Consider the following 16853-nt stretch of genomic DNA (forward strand, 5'->3'; position numbering starts at 1 on the left):
ACCCGTCCGGGTCAGGGCTTGCGGGCCACCCCCGCGTACACCGGCACCACGCCCTCCGCCTGCGCCGCCACGTCCTCCGGCTCCGGGCGCCACCCGTGCACGGGGATCACGCCCGGACCGAGGAGTTCCAGACCGTCGAAGAACCGCCGGAACTCGGGCAGCGTGCGCGGGTGGAAGGGCGTGCCGCTCCTGCGGAACAGCTCGGCGGCCCGGGCCACCCCGTCCGGGCTGAGGTCCTGCGTGACCTGGGACAGAATCAGGAAGCTGCCCGGCGCGAGCCGTGCGACATAGCGTTCGACCAGGTCGTACACGTCGTCACCGGCATCCGCCCCGTCGCCCAGGTAGTGGGTCAGCGCGATCAGGGACAGCGCCACCGGCCGGTCGAGGTCGAGGCTCTCCCCGGCCCGCCGCAGGATCGTCCCGGGGTCCCGGACGTCGGCGTGGATGTACTGCGTGCTGCCCTCGGCGGAGCCGCGCAGCAGCGCCTCGGCGTGCCGCAGCACGATCGGGTCGTTGTCCGCGTACACCACCCGGGACTCCGGGGCCGCTCCCTGCGCCACCTGGTGCAGATTGGGCTCGGTGGGGATGCCGGTACCGATGTCCAGGAACTGCCGGATCCCGGCCTCGGCCGCCGCCCGCACGGCGCGGTGCATGAACCGGCGGTTGGCGCGCGCCCCGCGCACCGCCGTGCCGTCCGCGGCCAGGATCTTCCGGGCCAGCTCCTCGTCCACCGGGTAGTTGTCCTTGCCGCCCAGCCACCAGTCGTACACCCGCGCCGGATGCGGCCTGCTGGTGTCGATCGCGGGGGGCGGCGCGGCGTCCGGTCCGGTCATGCGGTGCTCTCCTCAGCTGGTCACAGGGGTGTCGCAGGGTTCGCAGGGGCGTCAGAAGTTCTCGCGGTACTCCCGGAGCAGCTTCCTCGTGCGCTGCGCGGAGGCGGCCCGGGCCGTCATGTGGTCCAGCACCTCCAGATGGGCCGAGACCTCGCGGCGCGAGTCCAGGTACAGGGCGCCGGTCAGGTACTCGGTGAACACCATGTCCGGCAGTTCCGGCTCGGCGAACCGGAACAGCGTGAACGGGGCATACGTCCCCGGGTGCGGGCCGGCCGCGAACTCGGCGAGCTGCAGGGTGACCCGGTCCCGTTCGGTGTACTCCAGCAGCCGGTCCAGCTGGTCGCGCATCACCTCGGGCCGGACGCTCACCGGACGCCGCAGCACCGTCTCGTCCATGATCACCCACAGATGGGGCGGATCGGCCCGCTCCAGCAGCCGCTGCCGCTCCATGCGCAGCGACACATGCCGCTCGATCGTCTCCGGGCCGGTCTGCCCTATCGTCCCGGCCTCCATCACCTCGCGCGCGTACTCCTCGGTCTGCAGCAGGCCGGGCACGAAGTGCGGCTCGTAGGAGCGGATGATCCGGGCGGCGCCCTCCAGGCTCACGTACAGGCTGAACCAGTCGGGCAGCACGTCGTGGAAGCGCTGCCACCAGCCCGGCTGGTTCGCCTCCTCGGCCAGCCGCACGAACGCGGCCGACTCCTCCTCGGGCACCCCGTAGGTGGTCAGCAGCACCTGCACGTACGGGATCTTCAGCGAGACGTCGGCCATCTCCATCCGCCGTACGGTCGCCGACGCCACCCGGAGCACCCGGGCGGCCTCCTCACGGCTGAGGCCGGCCGCCTCCCGCAGCTCCTGCAACCGCTTGCCGAGCACCACCTGGCCCACGGTGGGCGCAGCCCGCCGCTCACTCACGCCACGCCCTCCCCTACGCGCCGAAGTACGCGGGCAGTCTGTCAGACGACGGCGTTTCGCACACGCGGTCGAGGGGAGCCGGCCCCGGGAGAGTTTGTCAACCAGCCAGTGTGTGAAGGTACTTGGTGGTCGCCGGGTCCGCGGGCAGGAACGTCTCGATGGCGAGTTCGGCGACCGTGACGTCCATGGGCGTGTTGAAGGTGGAGATGGACGACACGAAGGACAGGATCCGGCCGTCGTGCTCGATCTGCATCGGCAGCGCGAAGTACGGCACCGGCTCGGCGGGTTCGTCCCCGGGCGCGTCCTCGGGCACCGGGTAGGCCGCCACCTCCTCGTACAGGGCGCGCAGTTGGTCCGAGCGGTGCAGGGCGATCTCCCGCTCCATCTGCGCCAGCAGATGTCCGCGCCACTCGCGCAGGTTGCGGATGCGGGGCGCGAGTCCCTCCGGGTGCAGGGTCAGCCGCATCGCGTTCGGCGCGGGCGTCAGCAGCTTCTCGGGGACGCCCTCCAGCAGCATCGTGATGCCCCGGTTGGCGGCCACCACGGTGTACCCGGCGTCCACCACCAGCGCCGGATACGGCTCGTACCCCTGGATGAGGCGCTCCATGCCGTCGCGCAGCGCGTCCAGCGCCGGGTCGTCCAGTGGGGTCTCCGGGTAGTGCGGGGCGTAACCGGCCGCCAGCAGCAGGGCGTTGCGCTCACGCACCGGCACGTCCAGGTGCTCGGCCAGCCGCAGCACCATCTCCTCGCTGGGCCGGGAGCGGCCGGTCTCGATGAAGCTGATGTGCCGGGCGGAGGAGTCGGCGCGCAGCGCCAGCTCCAGCTGCGAGATCCTGCGCCGCTCCCGCCAGGCGCGCAGCAGCGGGCCGATGCCCTTGTCGGCCTTGTCGGTCCTGTCGGCGGGGGTGGCGGCGGATGCGTTCGGGCCGGTCGCGACAATGGTCATACGCACGACCGTAGTCGAGGAGCCGGCCGGCCGGCCGCAGCCGGGCACCGGAGTCGAGGTGCACCCGCATGAACCAGCCGTGAAAGCCGTCCTGGGAGGCCGAGGCGGTCCACCGGTCCAGGGTCCGTGGCTGTCTGCTCGGCGGAGTTGTCGGTGACGCCCTCGGCTTCCCCGTCGAGTTCGCCTCCCTCGACCGGATCCGCGTCTCCCACGGCGAGCGCGGGGTGACCGGCCTCGTCCCCGGTGCGCACGGGGTGGTCGGCCGGATCAGCGACGACACGCAGATGACCCTGTTCACCGTCGAGGCCCTCGTCCGGGCCCACGCCCGGGAACGGGAGAAGGGGATCGGCGGCGCCTGAGCGCTGCTGCTGCGCCAGGCGTACGAGCGGTGGCTGCAGACCCAGTCGAAGGCGGGCCCCGAGGAGGCCGGACCACAGCCCGCCGGCGGCCTGCTCGCCGAGGCCTGGCTGTACTCCCCCAGAGGGGGCACCCCCAGCCGCGCCCCCGGCAACGCCTGCCTGTCCGGAGTCGCCCAGATGTACGCGCCCGACCCCCAGCTCCCGCTCGGCGGCAGGCCGGGGGAGGTCAACCCGGACTCCAAGGTCTGCGGCGCGGTGATGCGCTCCGCTCCCTTTGGCCTGGTCAACCCGGCCGACGCGGCCTTCGCCATGGCCGCCCGCGGCGCCCAGATCACCCACGGCCACCCCACCGGCTACTACGCGGCGGGCGCCCTGGCCGCGATCGTGGCCCACCTCGTCGCGGGGGACTCCCTGGAGGGCGCTGTGCTGCGTACCCTGCGGCTGCTGGCGCGCCACCCCGGCCACGAGGAGACCTCGGCGGCCCTGCGCGAGGCCCTCGACCTGGCCGCGGACGGGGCGCCGAGCGCCGAGAAGGTCGAGTCACCGGGTGCGGGCTGGGTCGCCGAGGAGGCCCTCGCCCTCGGCGTGTACTGCGCCCTGGCGCAGCCCCGGGTGAAGGACGCCCTGCTGCTGTCCGTCAACCACTCGGGTGACAGCGACTCCACCGGTTCGATCTGCGGCAACCTGCTCGGCGCCCGGCACGGCGACGTCGGCCTGCCGCACGCCTGGGTCGAGCGGATCGAGGGCCGAGCCCGCATCGCCGCGCTGGCGGACGACCTCGCCGCGGAGCGCGTGCGCGGCTGAACGTGGCAGGCTGAACGCGTACCAGCCCGCCCCGAAGGGAGACCGGTCATGGCCGTCGAACCGCTGTCGCAGAAGGAGATCGAGGACCGGCTGGCCCAGCTGCCCGGCTGGTCGGTGGAGGGCGACCGGCTCACCCGCACCTACCGGCTGGGCTCGCACTTCGCTGCCACGGCGCTGGTCGTGCACATCGCCCGGATCCAGGACGAGCTGGACCACCACTCCGACCTGACCCTCGGCTACAACACCGTCTCCCTCAGCGTGAACACCCACAGCGCGGGCGGCGCCGTCACCGGGAAGGACTTCGAACTCGCCCACAGGGTGGAGGACATCGCCCCAGGTCACGGGCCACACTGAGCGGTGTGCTCGACTATGACAAGGAAGCCGGCGCCTACGACGCGTCCCGCGGCGGCGAGCCGCGCGCCGAAGCCGCCGCACACGCCGTCCTCGGCCTGATCCCCGACCGGCCCGGCCGTCTCCTCGACGTCGCCTGCGGCACCGGCATCGTCACCCGGCGCCTGGCCGCCTCCCGCCCGGGGATGCGGGTGGCGGGCGCGGACCTCGCCCCCAACATGGTCCGTACGGCCGCGGCCCGACTGCCCGGCGCGGTCCTGCTGACCGACACCCGCCGGCTGCCCTTCGCCGACGCCACCTTCGACGCGGTCACCAGCATCTGGCTGCTGCACCTGCTGTCCGACCCCGCAGACGTCCGCGCCGTCGTCGCCGAGTGCGCCCGCGTGCTGCGGCCCGGCGGGGTCTACGTCACCACCGTCGACAAGGCCGCCGCGCACGACGTCGGCAGCGACATCGACACCGTCCTCGCCCCGCGCCCCCGCCGCCCCGCCCAGGACGCCGCCGACGTCCTCACCGCCCACGCGGCCGAGCACGGGCTGCAGCCCGCCGGACAGGCCGACTTCGCAGGCCTCGGACAGGGCCGCAGCCCCCGCTCCACCATCGCCGACCTGCGGCGTGGCTGGTTCACCGCGCTGCCGCCCGGCGACCCGCGCGTCGACGGTTTCGCCGAGCGGCTGGCGGCCCTGCCCGACCAGGACCGCCGTCGCCCCGACCCGCGGTTCGGCGTGCGTTCGTACCGGAAGCAGGCGGCAACTCCCGGGCAGGCGGCGGCAACTGATGGACAGCCGCAGGCCAGGGGGCAGTTGAGCGGCGGACGTCCCGGCCAGGGCGAGCGGCATGCGTGAGATCGCCGGTGTCAGAGCCACACCCGGGGGACGTGTATGCGTTCAATTCCATGACCACGGTTTCGTCGTCAGGCGCGACCGGCTCGCCCCCCGTGTCGCCGAAGCGCTCCTCGGCGACACGGCCGGATGGGTCACGGCCTCGGTGCTGCTCGCTTCGGTCGGCCTCTACAGCCTGTCGGACAAGGCTGGTGCGCCGCACGCCGTCCAGGTGGGCTGCCTCTGGGTGTTCATCGTCTCGGCCTGCTACGGGGCGTTCCTCGCGCTGGTCCGGTGGGCGGCCGGGGCGGTGGGGAGCATCGTGTTCCTCCTCCTCGTCGTGGTGACGCTCCCCGGTCTGCTGATCCCGGGCTACCGGCGCAAGGTGCTGCGCCGTCGGCGTGCGGGCGGCCCGGAGTCCGAGCCGGGGTGGGTACCCGCCACCGCCCTCGGCGGAGTGTGGCCGGGGCAGGCGGATCCGAGCACCGGCGCCGTGGTGACGACACAGTGCGTCGACGGATCCGTCGTCGCCTACACCGCCCGGCCCGACAAGGCACGGGAACTGCGGGACGGGTTCGAGGCACTGCTGCGCACCCACCGCCCGGCACCCACGGCGATGCCGCACCGGCAGTCCGCGTCAGGAGCCGCGCCGTACCGGTCCTGGAATCCGGGGCCGCCCCGCGGCTGACGACGATCGGCGCGGCCGCGCCCCCGTCCCGTCACCACCGGTGTCCGCCGGGTGTCCGTCGCACAGGCGCCCCGGCGCGGGGTGCGCCGAGGGCGGCCGGGCCGGTTCTGCCGGTCAGCGGTGCGTGGTGGCGGAGTCGGCCGCCGGTGCCGTACGAGGGTGTTCGCCGAGGGCGGGCGGGGCGGCGGTGAAGCCGATGACGGCGCCGCCGCCGGGGCGGTTGTGGGCGAAGGCCGTTCCGCCGTGGGTGAGGGCGACGGCGTGCACGATCGCCAGACCCAGTCCGGAGCCGGGCAGGCTGCGGGCGCTGTCGGCGCGGTAGAAGCGGTCGAAGACACGGGGCAGGTCGGCGTCGGCCAGGCCCGGCCCGCGGTCGCGCACCTCCACGCGCGTGCCCGTGATGACGACTTCTATCGGCTCGGTGCCGTCCCGGTCGAACTTGGCCGCGTTCTCCAGCAGGTTGGACAGTGCCCGCTGCACCGCGGACGGCCGGACCCGTACGACGGCGTCGTCGGCGTCGACGACGATCTCCCGGCCGGTACGGCGCCGGGCGAGTGCGGCCGCGTCCTCGGCCACGGCGCCCAGGGTCACCTCCGTGAGCTGCTCCGCATCCCGGTCACCGGCGGCCAGCTCGACCAGCTCGTTGACCAGGTTGACCAGTTCGCGGGTCTCGCTCTTCATGTCCGCGATCAGGTCCGCCTTCGCCTGCGGCGGCAGCCGGTCGATGCGGTCCAGAAGTGCCGCGTTGGCCTGCAGCGAGGTCAGCGGCGTGCGCAGTTCGTGCCCGGCGTCCTGGACGAGGCGACGCTGGATCTCCTCCGAGGCGGCGAGCCGGCCGAGCATGCCGTCGAACGCCCGCCCGAGCCTGCCGACCTCGTCCTGCCCGGCGACCGGGACCTCGGTGTCCAGCCGGCCGGTGCGCGCCACGTCCTCGGCGACCCGGGTCAGCCGCACCAGCCGCCCGGCGATCCTGCGCGCCAGCCACCAGCCCGCCAGGCCGGCCACCACGATGACGACGGCGCTCAGCTCGACGGTGCGCTCCTTGAGCTCCCGGAGCAGGTCCTCGGTGTCGCTGTACTGCTGCGCCACCTGAACGGCGCCCCGGCCGCCGCCGAGTGCGACGGTGGCGACCCGATAGCGGTCACCCTCGATCTCGGTCCTGTAGTAGACGGTGTGGCCGGCCCTGGACTGCGAGGCGGCGGCCCGGTCGGCGGCGCGGACCTTCAGCGCCGGGTAGCCGCGTTCCTCGACGCGGCCCGCGGCACCGAGGACCTGCACGTCGGTGCGGATGCGGCGCGAAAGGTCGTCGCGGGGGCTGTCGCGGTCGGGGCTGACGCTGAAGTAGTCCGACGGCGACAGAGGCTGCTGGACGACCTGCTGGTGAAGGTCTCCCACCACGCCGCGGAAGACGTCGTCCTGGTCGACCCGCACCATCCGCGCCGCCACGCTGTAGCTGACGAAGCCGCCGAGCAGGGTGGTGGCAGCGGTGACGCAGGCGAAGGAGAGGGCGAACACGGTGCCCAGGCTGCGACGGGGGTGCAGGATCGCGAGCCGCTGTCGTGTGCTGTCCATGGGCGGGGCTTCCTCCGGGCGGGTCGGCGCAGCCAGTGTGCCTGGCCGACACCGCCGACGGCAGCGCCCGAGGGCTGTCGGCGACTCCTCTTACTGGGCTCTCACCAGCTCTGATGCATCTGCTTGTCAAGCCTGTGCTTGTCAAGCCTGGCGAACCCCGTGCAGATCGATTCGCGTCGCCGGACGCCTACTCTGCCGCCGCGTGCGTGACCCGGATCTTCGACTGGCCGTGCGGACGCCGCTCCCAGTCGTCCATGAAACGAGCCGTCAGGCCGTGCCGCTCGGCCAGCGCGAGGAGAGTCTCGGTGCGGTAGTAGAAGTCCTCGTGGAGCACCTGGTGCTCGGGACCCTCCGTGCGGTCGTAGGTGAAGTCGAAGAAGCCGCCCGGGGCCAGCACCCGCCCGACGTTGGCCAGGCACTCGTCGATCACCTCCGGCGGCGAGTGCGAGAACACGCTGTGGGCGTGCACCACGGTGAACCGGCCCGGGGGCAGGAAGTCGAGCGTCAGGTTCTCGACGAGGGCCAGGTGGGCGAGGCGGCCCTGCAGGCCACGGTGGACGAGGGTGCGCTGCGCATTCAGGAGGATGTCCGGCGAGATGTCGATGCCGTAGTAGTGGCCGGGATCGAGGTAGTCGATGAACCGCCACCCCGCGCGGAGGTTCCCGCAGCCGATCTCCAGCATGCGGTCCTGCGGCTTCAGGCCGTGTTCGACCAGGTAGTCGAACTGCATCTGCCCGAGCGTCAGCCAGCGGGCCGCCGTGGCGCTGCCGACGGCACGCTCGGGGCTCCGCGCGGTGTCGGAGGCCATGACGGCGCGGTAGTACGCGACGTGGTCACGGTGGCGCAAGCCCAGCCAGGTGTCCCGCGCGGCGCGGCGCAGATAGGGAGGCATACGCCCGGGGTGCCGTACGGCATAGCGGAGCTTGTGCCTGAGAGACGACCGGTTCCTCGACAGCTCGGGCTTCGGCATGGCTGACTCCGTGGTCCACGACAGCCCCCGCCGGCAGCGTAGCCCGGGGCGAGCGGGACGGCCTCTCCGCGGAGCGGCGTGGCGACCCTGCGAGAGCCGACGTCACCGGCCGGCCGCTCGGCGGGAGCGGACCACCTCGACCAGCACGGGCAGCAGCGACAGCGCGATGATCAGCCCGATCGCGGGCAGCAGGTACGAGTCGATGCTGCCCTTGAGGGAGTCACCGAGCCGGTAGCCGAGCAGGATCACCCCGGTCGTCCACACGACGCCGCCGACCACGTTCCACAGCAGGAATGCGCCCGCCCGCATACCCAGGACCCCGGCGACGGGATTGAGGAACGTACGCACGATGGGCATGAACCGTGCCAGTACGACCGCCTTGCCCGCGCCGTAGCGGGTGAAATAGGCCTCCGCCTTGTCGACGTACTCCTGCCTGAACAGCCGTGAGTCCGGCCGGGTGAACAGCTTCGGCCCGAGCCGTGCGCCCAGCAGGTGCCCGAGCTGGGCCCCGGCGATCGCGCACAGGGGCGCACCGACCAGCAGCCCCGGCAGGGACAGGTGGAAGCCGGGTCGGTCGAAGACCTGGTCCGCCGCTCCGGAGGCGCCCACCCCGGCCAGGAACAGCAGTGAATCGCCGGGCAGGAAAAAGCCGACGAGCAGTCCGGTCTCGGCGAACACGATCGCCAGGATGCCGGCCAGCCCGAAGGCGGTGATCATCGACTGGGCATTCAGCACGTTGACGGCGAGCTCCAACGCGGGCTCCTCGGGGGTGGTCGGCGTACGGACGGTTGTCGTACCCGGTGAACGACGAACCGGATGAAACTGTTGTGGGAGATGTGCTTTCGCGGATCGAAGAATTCAGCTCCCCCTTTTGGAACACCTGTCCCAATCCCGCGTCACTCGCGTCACATCGTCGAATGAATAGTCGATCCGGGGAGGCCGGGGGCGGAATATGCTGCTGTTTTTTTCGCATTGTCTTCACGAAACCCTGACCCCGGTTCATACTTGACGACCCGAGGGGTGACAGGGGGGTCTGGCCGAATCCGGGGGGATTCTTCGACGGGGGAACACCTATTCCGTCGCGTTCGCGTCCGCGTGCGCGACGAGAGCCGTGGGCACGGCATCCGATGGCCCATCAACACGTGTTCTCTCCATGTCTTCGCGCCTCGACGCCGATCTCCACGAAGAGAAAGAGATCACCATGAGCACGACGACGGTTACCCTGCGCAACGCGATCTCCAACGCACGCCAGGACGTCACCATCCAGCCGGGCCAGACCGTGCGTCAGGCGGTCGACGACAGCGGGTTCATCGCGGCGGGCAGCCGCTTCAGCGTGCGGGACAAGAACGGGCAGGTGGTCGACGACCGGCCGGTGGAGGAATACGCCAACACCGTGCTGTCCGTGGGACTGCCCGGCGACGGTGTCGTCGGCGGTGGCACGGCAGAGGTCCGCCATGCCCGTTGAGCGCTACGCCCGGCAGAGCGGACTCCTGGTGCAGGAGCTGGTCGCCGACGCGCGGATCGCCGTGCTCGGCACCGGACCGGCCCTGACCCATCTGCTGCAGTGTCTGGCCATGATGGGCGCCGGGAGCCGGCACGGACACATCCGACTCGTCGGGATGGACCGGCCCGTGACGGAGCGGGACATCGCCGACCAGTTCCTGCTCTGCCGCGACGATCTGGACCAGCCGCTCGATCAGGCCCTCGCCCTGCGCGCCCAGGAGACGAACCGGTCGGTGCGCGTGCTCGGCGACAACCGGCCCCCGGACGGCCGCGAGCTGGCTCTGGCCGTGCCACGGGCAGCCGAGACGGAGACGGTCGCGGCCTGGGGCGCGGTGGACGTGTGGGGGCAGGTGCTGCCCGCGGCCGTCAGGGTGGGACCCGATGCCATGCCGGACGCGAAGGACGAGTCCGGCCTGCTGACCGCTGCGCTGGGCGCCGTGTGCGGGGGACTGCTGGCGCAGGCGGCACTGGTCGAGCTCGGCGCACTGGTGGCCGGCCCCGCCGTCGTGTCCCAGTGGGCGGAGGAGCGGCTCATGCTGCATGCCCCGGGCGCCGGCGCGGCGGCGGAACACCTCATGCGCAACGGCAATCCGCAGCCCGATCTGCACGGTGTGCTGGAGCAGGTGGCGGAGGCGGAGCGGCTCGGCGACTTCTCGGTTCAGCTGGACGGGCTGCCCGTGCGGCCCAGGGTGACGGCGGTGGTCGACGAGGACCACGTGCTGGCGTCCGTCATGGTGCGGGAACCGGGCCGGACCCGCACACCCCTGGTCGTCGTACCCGCTCGGCGGCCGCCCCGGCGTGCACCGGTCTGCTTCTGGTCTCCGCTGGAGGGCGTGGTCCCGGAGGACGGGGGTGGACTGCCCGAGTCCTGGCAGCAGTTGCCGCGCCGTGACGCCCGGGTCCTGGTGTGCGGCGCCGGAGCGCTCGGCGGCTGGGCGGCCGGGGTGCTGGCCGCGAGCGGCGCCGTGGCACACCTGACCGTCGTCGACATGGACGACAGGGTCGAGCTGCACAACCTCAACCGGCAGATCCTCTTCAGGGACAGCGACATCGGAGCCCCCAAGGCCGAGCGCACCGCCGCGCGACTGCGGGAGATCGACCCGGAACTGGAGGTCGAGGCCCTGGCGACGGTGATCGGTCCCGAACTCCTCGGAGCGCCGGCCGCCGTCGACACGGCCGCGCTCGGCGGCCCGCCGGAGCTCCGCGCACGGCTGGCCGAGGTCGCCCGGTCACGTGCCCGGGTGGAGGAGGAGCTGGCCGCGGCGACGGCGGTGCTGTCCTGCCCGGACAACCAGCAGACGCGGTGGACGCTGAACGTGCTGGCCGAGCGGCACAAGGTGCCCCTCGTCAACGGAGCGGTGGACGGCGTGATCGGCCGCGTACACGTGTGCGACCCGGGCACGTCGAGCATGTGCCTCGTGTGCTGGCTCGGCACCTCCATAGCCGACGATCCCGTCCGCCGGTCCTGCACGGACGTGGTCGACGGCATACCCGTCCAGGCCCTCGTCACCAGCGCGGCGGTCGTCGGCGCCGCCCAGGCGGCGGCGCTCATCGCGACGCTGGCCGGGGCGGCGGACCGGGTCCGGCGCTTCCACGTCTGGGACGGCACAGAGGTCTCCTTCAGCGGCCACTTGGCCGGCGAACGGGACCCGGCGGAGTGTCCGGCCCACCTGGGCGACCCGCTGCTCGGCACGAGTGACAAGGAGTGAGGCCGTGGCTGTTGCACCGCATGAGTTCCTCCAGGCGAAGGCCCAGTTCTTCGACCTCGAACCCCTGGTGACGGACCGGGACAACTGGGTCACCAGTGTCGCGGTGACGCTGCGCGGAATTCTCGGTTCCGCGAACATGTCCCTGCGCGCACGGCCCCAGGACTACCGGCTGCTGGTCGATGTGGGCCGGTTGCGCGACGAGTTGCCGGTCGTCTGGATCTTCTCCCCCTCGGACGCCGAGATCCAGCACGTCAACATCTTCCGGCCCAGGGAGGCCTGTCCCTTCACCGGGGACCGGCGGCCGACCCTGTGCTGGGGGACCACGGGTTCGGCCTGGCAGCACATCCCCCAGGAGAACCGCTCCCTGTCGAACTTCCTGGAGGCCGCCCGCCAGGTTCTCGCCGACACCAACATGCAGAGCCGGGCGCGCTGATGCCCGTCACCGAAGCGGAAGTGTCGGCTCTGCGAACCGACTTCCCCGGCATCGGCGTCCTGGCCCGCGAGACCCGGCAGAGCGCGCTGCTGATGGCGCGATGGCGGACGCTGCTCTCGCCGTACCCGGCGGTCGGGCTGCCCGATGTGCGCGCCGTCAGCGCCCGGGTGAGAGGCGTCGTCGGCGGCGGTTCCCGGATCCGGCAGGACTACCAACTCGTCATGGACGTGGGCATGTTGCACCAGCGGCTGCCCACGGTCTGGATCACCGCCCCGGCGAATGCGCAGATCCGGCACGTGAACATCTGGCCACCGAAGGGCGATGCCGCGTGGTGCCCGTGGCTCGGCCTGCGGCTGCCCCACGTGTGCTGGTTCACGTACACGGACGCCTGGTCCGACGCCCAGCTGTCGAGCCGCACGCTTGGCGCCGCCCTCGAATACGTCAAGCAGCTTCTGAACACGGAGAATCATGACAGTCCGGCACGTTGAACACCGGGCGCCGAGTCTGCGCCTAGCCCTGCCCCTCGCCCTGGTCGGCCCCGCCTTCTTCCTCGTCCTCTACCTCCTGTCCGTCGGCTGGGCGGTGCCGAGCGGCCGCCGGGCGGCGGTGGTCGGGCTCGCCGCGACGGCCGCCGCCTGGCTCGGCTCCTCCGAGTGGCTCACCAGCCGTCCGTCCGTCCGCCCCGCCGGCCCCGACATGAGTGCGGCCCTGTTCGCGGCGGTGCTGCCCTGCGCGGCACTGACCGCCGTGTCGGTGGCCCTGCTGCGGAGCGGGGACTCCGCGGGTGTCTGGGCCGTCATCCCGGTGGTCGCACTCGCCCAGGCCGGTGTCCTGCTCCATGCGGTCCGGCACGGCCGGGACGCGGAGTCCGACAGCGCGGTGCAGGACGCGGAGTCCGGCCGCCCGGTAGAGGCCGACGGCGACTCCACCGGCGACTCGACGGCTGTCCCGGACGGCACATCCCGTGGCGAGCCGTCACCTGCCGCGGAAGCGGCAGCGGACCCGCCGGGGGAGAACCCGTCGGGCAGCCCGGGGAAGGAGGCGGACGTCAGCGCCGCGCCGGCCGGCCAGGACCCGGCGGCGGCCGGTACCGCCACCGGGACGGGCCCCGACGATCCGGCAGGGGACGTGGACCCGGACGCGGCCCCGACACCCGGCGCCGGATCCACGGGGCCGCTGAACACGTCGGACCCGCTGGACACAGCGGGCATGCCGGACCCGGTGGACCCGGTGGACCCGGTGGACCCGGTGGACACAGCGGTCACGCCGGCCCCGGCGGACCCGGTGGACACGGCCGAGGAACAGGGCGGGGACGAGGACACCGGACCGGCCCCGAAGAAACCGCGGGCCCCGGAGGTCGGCATCGACGCCGAACTCTGGCGCAACCTCGCGGACGCACTCAGCGAACCCGCCGACCACCGCAGGGAACAGGGCGGTGTCGCCCTCACCGCGCGGACGGACGAAGGACTGTGGACGATCGTCGGCGTCGTCCTGCCGCAGCAGACCTGGGCGAGCTCGGTCCGGTGCGAGTTCTCCGTCCTGGAGGTCGAACGGGTACGGGACGCACTGGACTCCCTCGGCCCCGACCACCACGACGTCGTGAACATCACCTGGCTGCACACCCATCCCGGTCTGTCGGTGTTCCTGTCGGCCACCGACCACGCCACCTCGGCGAGCTGGCGGGCGCTCGACCCCGAGTTCCGCCCCGTGGTGGTCGACGTCACCAAGGACGGACTCGACGACCAGATCGGTGTGTTCGACGAACGCGGCAAGGCGCTGCGCATCGGGCTGGTCGACGGTGTGCTCCCCACCGAGACGGCGGAGGCCGTGCGCGACGCCGTCCTGGACCGTTACCGCCGGTCGGGCGGCCCGCTGCCCCTGGTACTCGTAGGAGCGGAGCCGTGCGCGGCGTGACCGAGCCACACTCACCGCCACCGGCGCAGGGACGGATGATGCCGAGGTCACTGATCCGCGGAAACCCCGGAGACGACATAGCCCTGGACCGGGCATGGGGCAACACCCTGCTCGCGTACTTCGCCCGGTTCCCCACCGAGCGCGGCGGCGTGCTGGTCGGCAGGCGGTCGGAGGGCCTGGTCGAGATCACCGCCGCGGTCTTCCCGCCGCAGCAGGTCTCCACCCCGACGCGCTGTTCGTTCGACACCGGCGTGATCGAAGGGGTGCACGACACCCTGAAGACCGTGCGGAGCACCCCGCTGGGCGACTGCGTGGCGACGGTGCTCGGCTGGGTCCACAGCCACCCGCACATGGGCGTGTTCCTCTCCGAGCAGGACCAGCACACGCTCACGACCTGGACCGACCTGGACGCGTCCGCCGTCGCCGTCGTCGCCGATCCGTTCACCCGCGGGCACAGCATCCAGGCCTGGGGACGAAAGTGCGCACGCCGTGCCCTGCGGATCCGTGACGAGCCCGCGGGGCTCATGCTCGACGAAGGGGCCCGGCTCGCCGATGCGTTGAGCGGCGCGGCGGACCCGGGGCTGGGCGGCCTGTGGGACGTCGTGGGCTCCGGCGGGATCGTCTCCGTCCATGTCTCCGGGCGGACGTCCGCCGCACGACGAACGGGGGAGGAACGGTGAACGGTGGCGTCACGGTCCGGGCACTCACGGACGACGAGGTCATCCACGGCCACTGCTTCACCAACGCGCCGGGCTCGGCGGCCGGCGACCTGCTGCGGGTGGCCACGCCCGACGCCGCCATCTACTGCCGTGTCGTATGGGACCTCGCCGACCGCTTCGGCCCGGAGCCCGAGATCGCCCTCGACCGCTGGCAACGCGGGGCGCTCGGCTGCGCCGCCGGGACCGAGGTCCGGGTCGATCCGGAACACGGGCCTGTCCCCACCGCCGACGAGGTGCGGCTGAACCTGCTGCGCGGCAGCACGGCCTCCGGTCCCGAACTGCGTGACTTTCTCGCCGCCGGACGCTATCCGCTCTATCCGGGCCTGCGTTTCTGCCACCGCCCGCTGGGCGCGGCCGGAGACGGCGCCGACGGGTACGGGGAGTACGTCGTGGACCGTGTCGTCGCCGAGGGCACGGAGGTCCCCGTCGCCGCCGTCGATCCCCTGCTGCGGGTCACCGTCCAGCGTTCCCCCGCGCTGCGCGCCGTCTGGCCCGGTTACGAGGACCTCGGCGGCATCGACGACGTGGTGGCGCTGCTGCGCCGGGAGATCGAGGTGCCGCTCAGACGGGCCGAGGAACTGCGCCGCCTCGGCGTGTACGCCCCGGCGGGCATCCTGTTGCACGGTCCGCCGGGCACGGGCAAGACGACACTGGCGCGCGCGGTGAGCATGCGGTGCGCCCAGGACGGCGTGGAGACGGTCATGCTGCGCGGATCGGCGCTCGTCACCCAGCAGCGGGAGGAGGCGGAAGCCGAGCTGCGCGACGCGTTCCGTCCGGTCGCCGACGGCGAACGGACCCGCCTGGTCGTCCTGGAGGACGTCGACTACCTGGCGCCGGCCCGTGACACCCCCGTCGTGGGCGGCTCCCTGCTGGGGCTGCTGCACGAACTGCTGGACCGGCCGGACCGGCCGGTGATCATCGCCACGACCGGCCGCCCGGACGACGTGGACGCCGCGATCCGCCGCCTGGGCCGGCTCGGCCAGGGCATTCGGATGCCCCTTCCCTCCGAGGAGGACCGCCGCGCGATCCTGGCGATCCACACCCGGGACCTCTCCCTCGCCGCCGACGACGAGACGGCACGGACCGCCCTGCTGCGGGACCTGGCGGCTCGTACGTCGGGGTTCGTGGGTGCCGACCTGGCGGCCCTGTGCCACGAGGCGGGCCGCGTCGCGCTGCGCCGGGCCTTCCCGCTGGACATGCTGGAGCACGAGGACGCGGCGCACGGCTCCGAGTCCGAGGACCCGGAGGCCGCGTACGAGACGGAGGGGACCGCCTCGCCCGGCGGGGCGCTCGAACCGGTCTGCGCCCTGCGCATCCAGGAGGCGGACTGGACGGCCGCCCTGACCCTGGTCACCCCGTCCGTGATCGGTGGCGTCGTCCCGGAACTGCCGACGACCGGGTTCGCCGACGTGGTCGGTCTCGACGACACGGTCACCCAGTTGCGCGAACGCCTGATCCTCCCGCTGCGCAACCCGGCGCTGTTCGCGGAAGCCGGGGTGCGCGTGGAGCGGGGCGTGCTGTTCCACGGCCCGCCCGGCACCGGCAAGACACTGCTCGCCCGCGCGCTCGCCCACGAGTGCGGCAGCCGCTTCCTGTCCGTACGCGGGCCGGAGCTGCTCGACAAGTGGTTCGGCGAGTCGGAGCGCGCGGTGCGCGACCTGTTCCAACGGGCCCGGAACCTCGCCCCGAGCATCCTCTTCTTCGACGAGGTCGACGCCCTGGCGCCCCGGCGCAACAGCGGCGGCGGGGACGGCGGTGCGGCCAACCGGGTGGTCAACCAGCTTCTCGCGGAACTGGACGGGCTGGAGGACCTGGGTCATGTCACGGTCGTCGGCGCCACCAACAACCACGAGCGCATCGACCCCGCGTTGCTGCGGCCCGGCCGGCTCGGCCTGCACATCGAGGTACCGCTGCCCGATGAGGCGGGGCGGGCGGCCCTGTTCGCGCTCTACCTGCCGCAGGGCGCGGTGGCGGACCGCATCCCGGAGTACGCGCGACGGTCGGACGGCATGTCGGGAGCCGGCATCGCGATGGTCGCCCGGGAGGCACGGCTGGCCGCGCTGCGCCGAGGCCGTTTCGAGGAACTCCTGCCGGTCTCCCACGACGACGTCCTCCAGGGCCTGGCCGCGGTCGGCGCAGGCACCCGCGCGCACACCGCGGGCACGAACGGGCGTCCGCGGGCGCAGTTCCCCTACGACCGCCCCACCTGACGCGTCGCCGCCGGGAGCGCCTGCCCGTTCGAACGGAGCGGTCCCGGCGCCGCTAGCCGTTCGGCATCCTGCCGCCTCGCCACCGCAGACGTCCGTCTCGCTCGAC

16 protein-coding genes and 1 pseudogene are annotated in these 16853 nt (G+C 72.8%); 11 read left to right on the forward strand and 6 right to left on the reverse strand.

The genetic code is table 11. The features are described from left to right. Window positions 1-11: 11 nt before the first annotated feature. From AC07DS_RS25390 to AC07DS_RS25400, 3 genes are all read right to left on the reverse strand, one after another. Window positions 12-833 (reverse strand): SAM-dependent methyltransferase, encoded by an 822-nt coding sequence (locus tag AC07DS_RS25390; RefSeq protein ID WP_479148761.1) that lies wholly within the window; start codon window positions 831-833, stop codon window positions 12-14. A 51-nt stretch (window positions 834-884) separates the two neighbouring features. Beyond that, window positions 885-1748, reverse strand: a complete 864-nt coding sequence (locus tag AC07DS_RS25395; RefSeq protein ID WP_479148763.1) for a helix-turn-helix domain-containing protein — start codon at window positions 1746-1748, stop codon at window positions 885-887. Window positions 1749-1845: 97 nt separating this feature from the next. Then, entirely contained in the window at window positions 1846-2694 is an 849-nt protein-coding gene (locus AC07DS_RS25400; protein WP_479148765.1) for a helix-turn-helix domain-containing protein, read from the reverse strand. Between the two features lie 134 nt (window positions 2695-2828). On the opposite strand from AC07DS_RS25400, the pseudogene AC07DS_RS25405 reads away from it, so the two are divergent. The 4 genes and pseudogenes from AC07DS_RS25405 to AC07DS_RS25420 all read left to right on the forward strand — a co-directional run bounded on the left by AC07DS_RS25405 (window position 2829) and on the right by AC07DS_RS25420 (window position 5717). After that, window positions 2829-3857 (forward strand): annotated as a pseudogene (locus AC07DS_RS25405) (ADP-ribosylglycohydrolase family protein). Window positions 3858-3905: 48 nt separating this feature from the next. Beyond that, entirely contained in the window at window positions 3906-4211 is a 306-nt protein-coding gene (locus AC07DS_RS25410) for a 4a-hydroxytetrahydrobiopterin dehydratase (protein ID WP_479148767.1), read from the forward strand. A gap of 5 nt (window positions 4212-4216) precedes the next feature. Beyond that, on the forward strand, window positions 4217-5053 hold the full coding sequence (locus AC07DS_RS25415) for a class I SAM-dependent methyltransferase (RefSeq protein ID WP_479148769.1): 837 nt from the start codon (window positions 4217-4219) through the stop codon (window positions 5051-5053). Then, entirely contained in the window at window positions 5046-5717 is a 672-nt protein-coding gene (locus AC07DS_RS25420; RefSeq protein ID WP_479148771.1) for a hypothetical protein, read from the forward strand. Before AC07DS_RS25415 ends, AC07DS_RS25420 begins: the two co-directional genes overlap by 8 nt. Window positions 5718-5831: 114 nt before the next feature. On the opposite strand, the gene AC07DS_RS25425 is transcribed toward AC07DS_RS25420, so the two are convergent. The 3 genes from AC07DS_RS25425 to AC07DS_RS25435 all read right to left on the reverse strand — a co-directional run bounded on the left by AC07DS_RS25425 (window position 5832) and on the right by AC07DS_RS25435 (window position 9012). After that, entirely contained in the window at window positions 5832-7289 is a 1458-nt protein-coding gene (locus tag AC07DS_RS25425) for a sensor histidine kinase (protein WP_479148773.1), read from the reverse strand. Between the two features lie 187 nt (window positions 7290-7476). Beyond that, complete coding sequence (locus tag AC07DS_RS25430) at window positions 7477-8259, reverse strand: class I SAM-dependent methyltransferase (RefSeq protein ID WP_479148775.1); 783 nt, start codon at window positions 8257-8259, stop codon at window positions 7477-7479. 102 nt (window positions 8260-8361) lie between these two features. Further along, window positions 8362-9012: a DedA family protein gene (locus AC07DS_RS25435; protein ID WP_479148777.1), complete on the reverse strand. Its 651-nt coding sequence runs from the start codon at window positions 9010-9012 to the stop codon at window positions 8362-8364. Window positions 9013-9460: 448 nt separating this feature from the next. Between AC07DS_RS25435 and AC07DS_RS25440 the strand changes: the two genes are divergently transcribed. Genes AC07DS_RS25440 through AC07DS_RS25470 form a run of 7 tightly spaced genes read left to right on the forward strand, consistent with a single transcriptional unit; the run spans window position 9461 to window position 16747 of the window. Continuing rightward, window positions 9461-9724 carry a hypothetical protein gene (locus AC07DS_RS25440; RefSeq protein WP_145884703.1) on the forward strand — a complete coding sequence of 88 codons (264 nt, stop codon included), beginning with the start codon at window positions 9461-9463 and terminating at the stop codon, window positions 9722-9724. Next, window positions 9714-11471, forward strand: coding sequence for a ThiF family adenylyltransferase (locus tag AC07DS_RS25445; RefSeq protein WP_479148779.1), 1758 nt, complete (start codon window positions 9714-9716; stop codon window positions 11469-11471). Before AC07DS_RS25440 ends, AC07DS_RS25445 begins: the two co-directional genes overlap by 11 nt. 4 nt (window positions 11472-11475) lie before the next feature. Further along, window positions 11476-11904, forward strand: coding sequence for a hypothetical protein (locus AC07DS_RS25450; RefSeq protein ID WP_479148781.1), 429 nt, complete (start codon window positions 11476-11478; stop codon window positions 11902-11904). A 20-nt stretch (window positions 11905-11924) separates the two neighbouring features. After that, window positions 11925-12392: a hypothetical protein gene (locus AC07DS_RS25455; RefSeq protein ID WP_479148783.1), complete on the forward strand. Its 468-nt coding sequence runs from the start codon at window positions 11925-11927 to the stop codon at window positions 12390-12392. Next, complete coding sequence (locus tag AC07DS_RS25460) at window positions 12373-13818, forward strand: MPN domain-containing protein (protein WP_479148784.1); 1446 nt, start codon at window positions 12373-12375, stop codon at window positions 13816-13818. Before AC07DS_RS25455 ends, AC07DS_RS25460 begins: the two co-directional genes overlap by 20 nt. Continuing rightward, a complete protein-coding gene (locus AC07DS_RS25465) occupies window positions 13815-14498 on the forward strand; it encodes a Mov34/MPN/PAD-1 family protein (protein ID WP_479148786.1) in 684 nt (227 codons plus the stop codon). The genes AC07DS_RS25460 and AC07DS_RS25465 overlap by 4 nt, the downstream gene beginning before the upstream one ends. After that, window positions 14495-16747 (forward strand): AAA family ATPase, encoded by a 2253-nt coding sequence (locus AC07DS_RS25470; protein WP_479148789.1) that lies wholly within the window; start codon window positions 14495-14497, stop codon window positions 16745-16747. Before AC07DS_RS25465 ends, AC07DS_RS25470 begins: the two co-directional genes overlap by 4 nt. Window positions 16748-16853 lie beyond the last annotated feature (106 nt).

It is taken from the genome of Streptomyces sp. NPDC044064 (assembly GCF_056434245.1).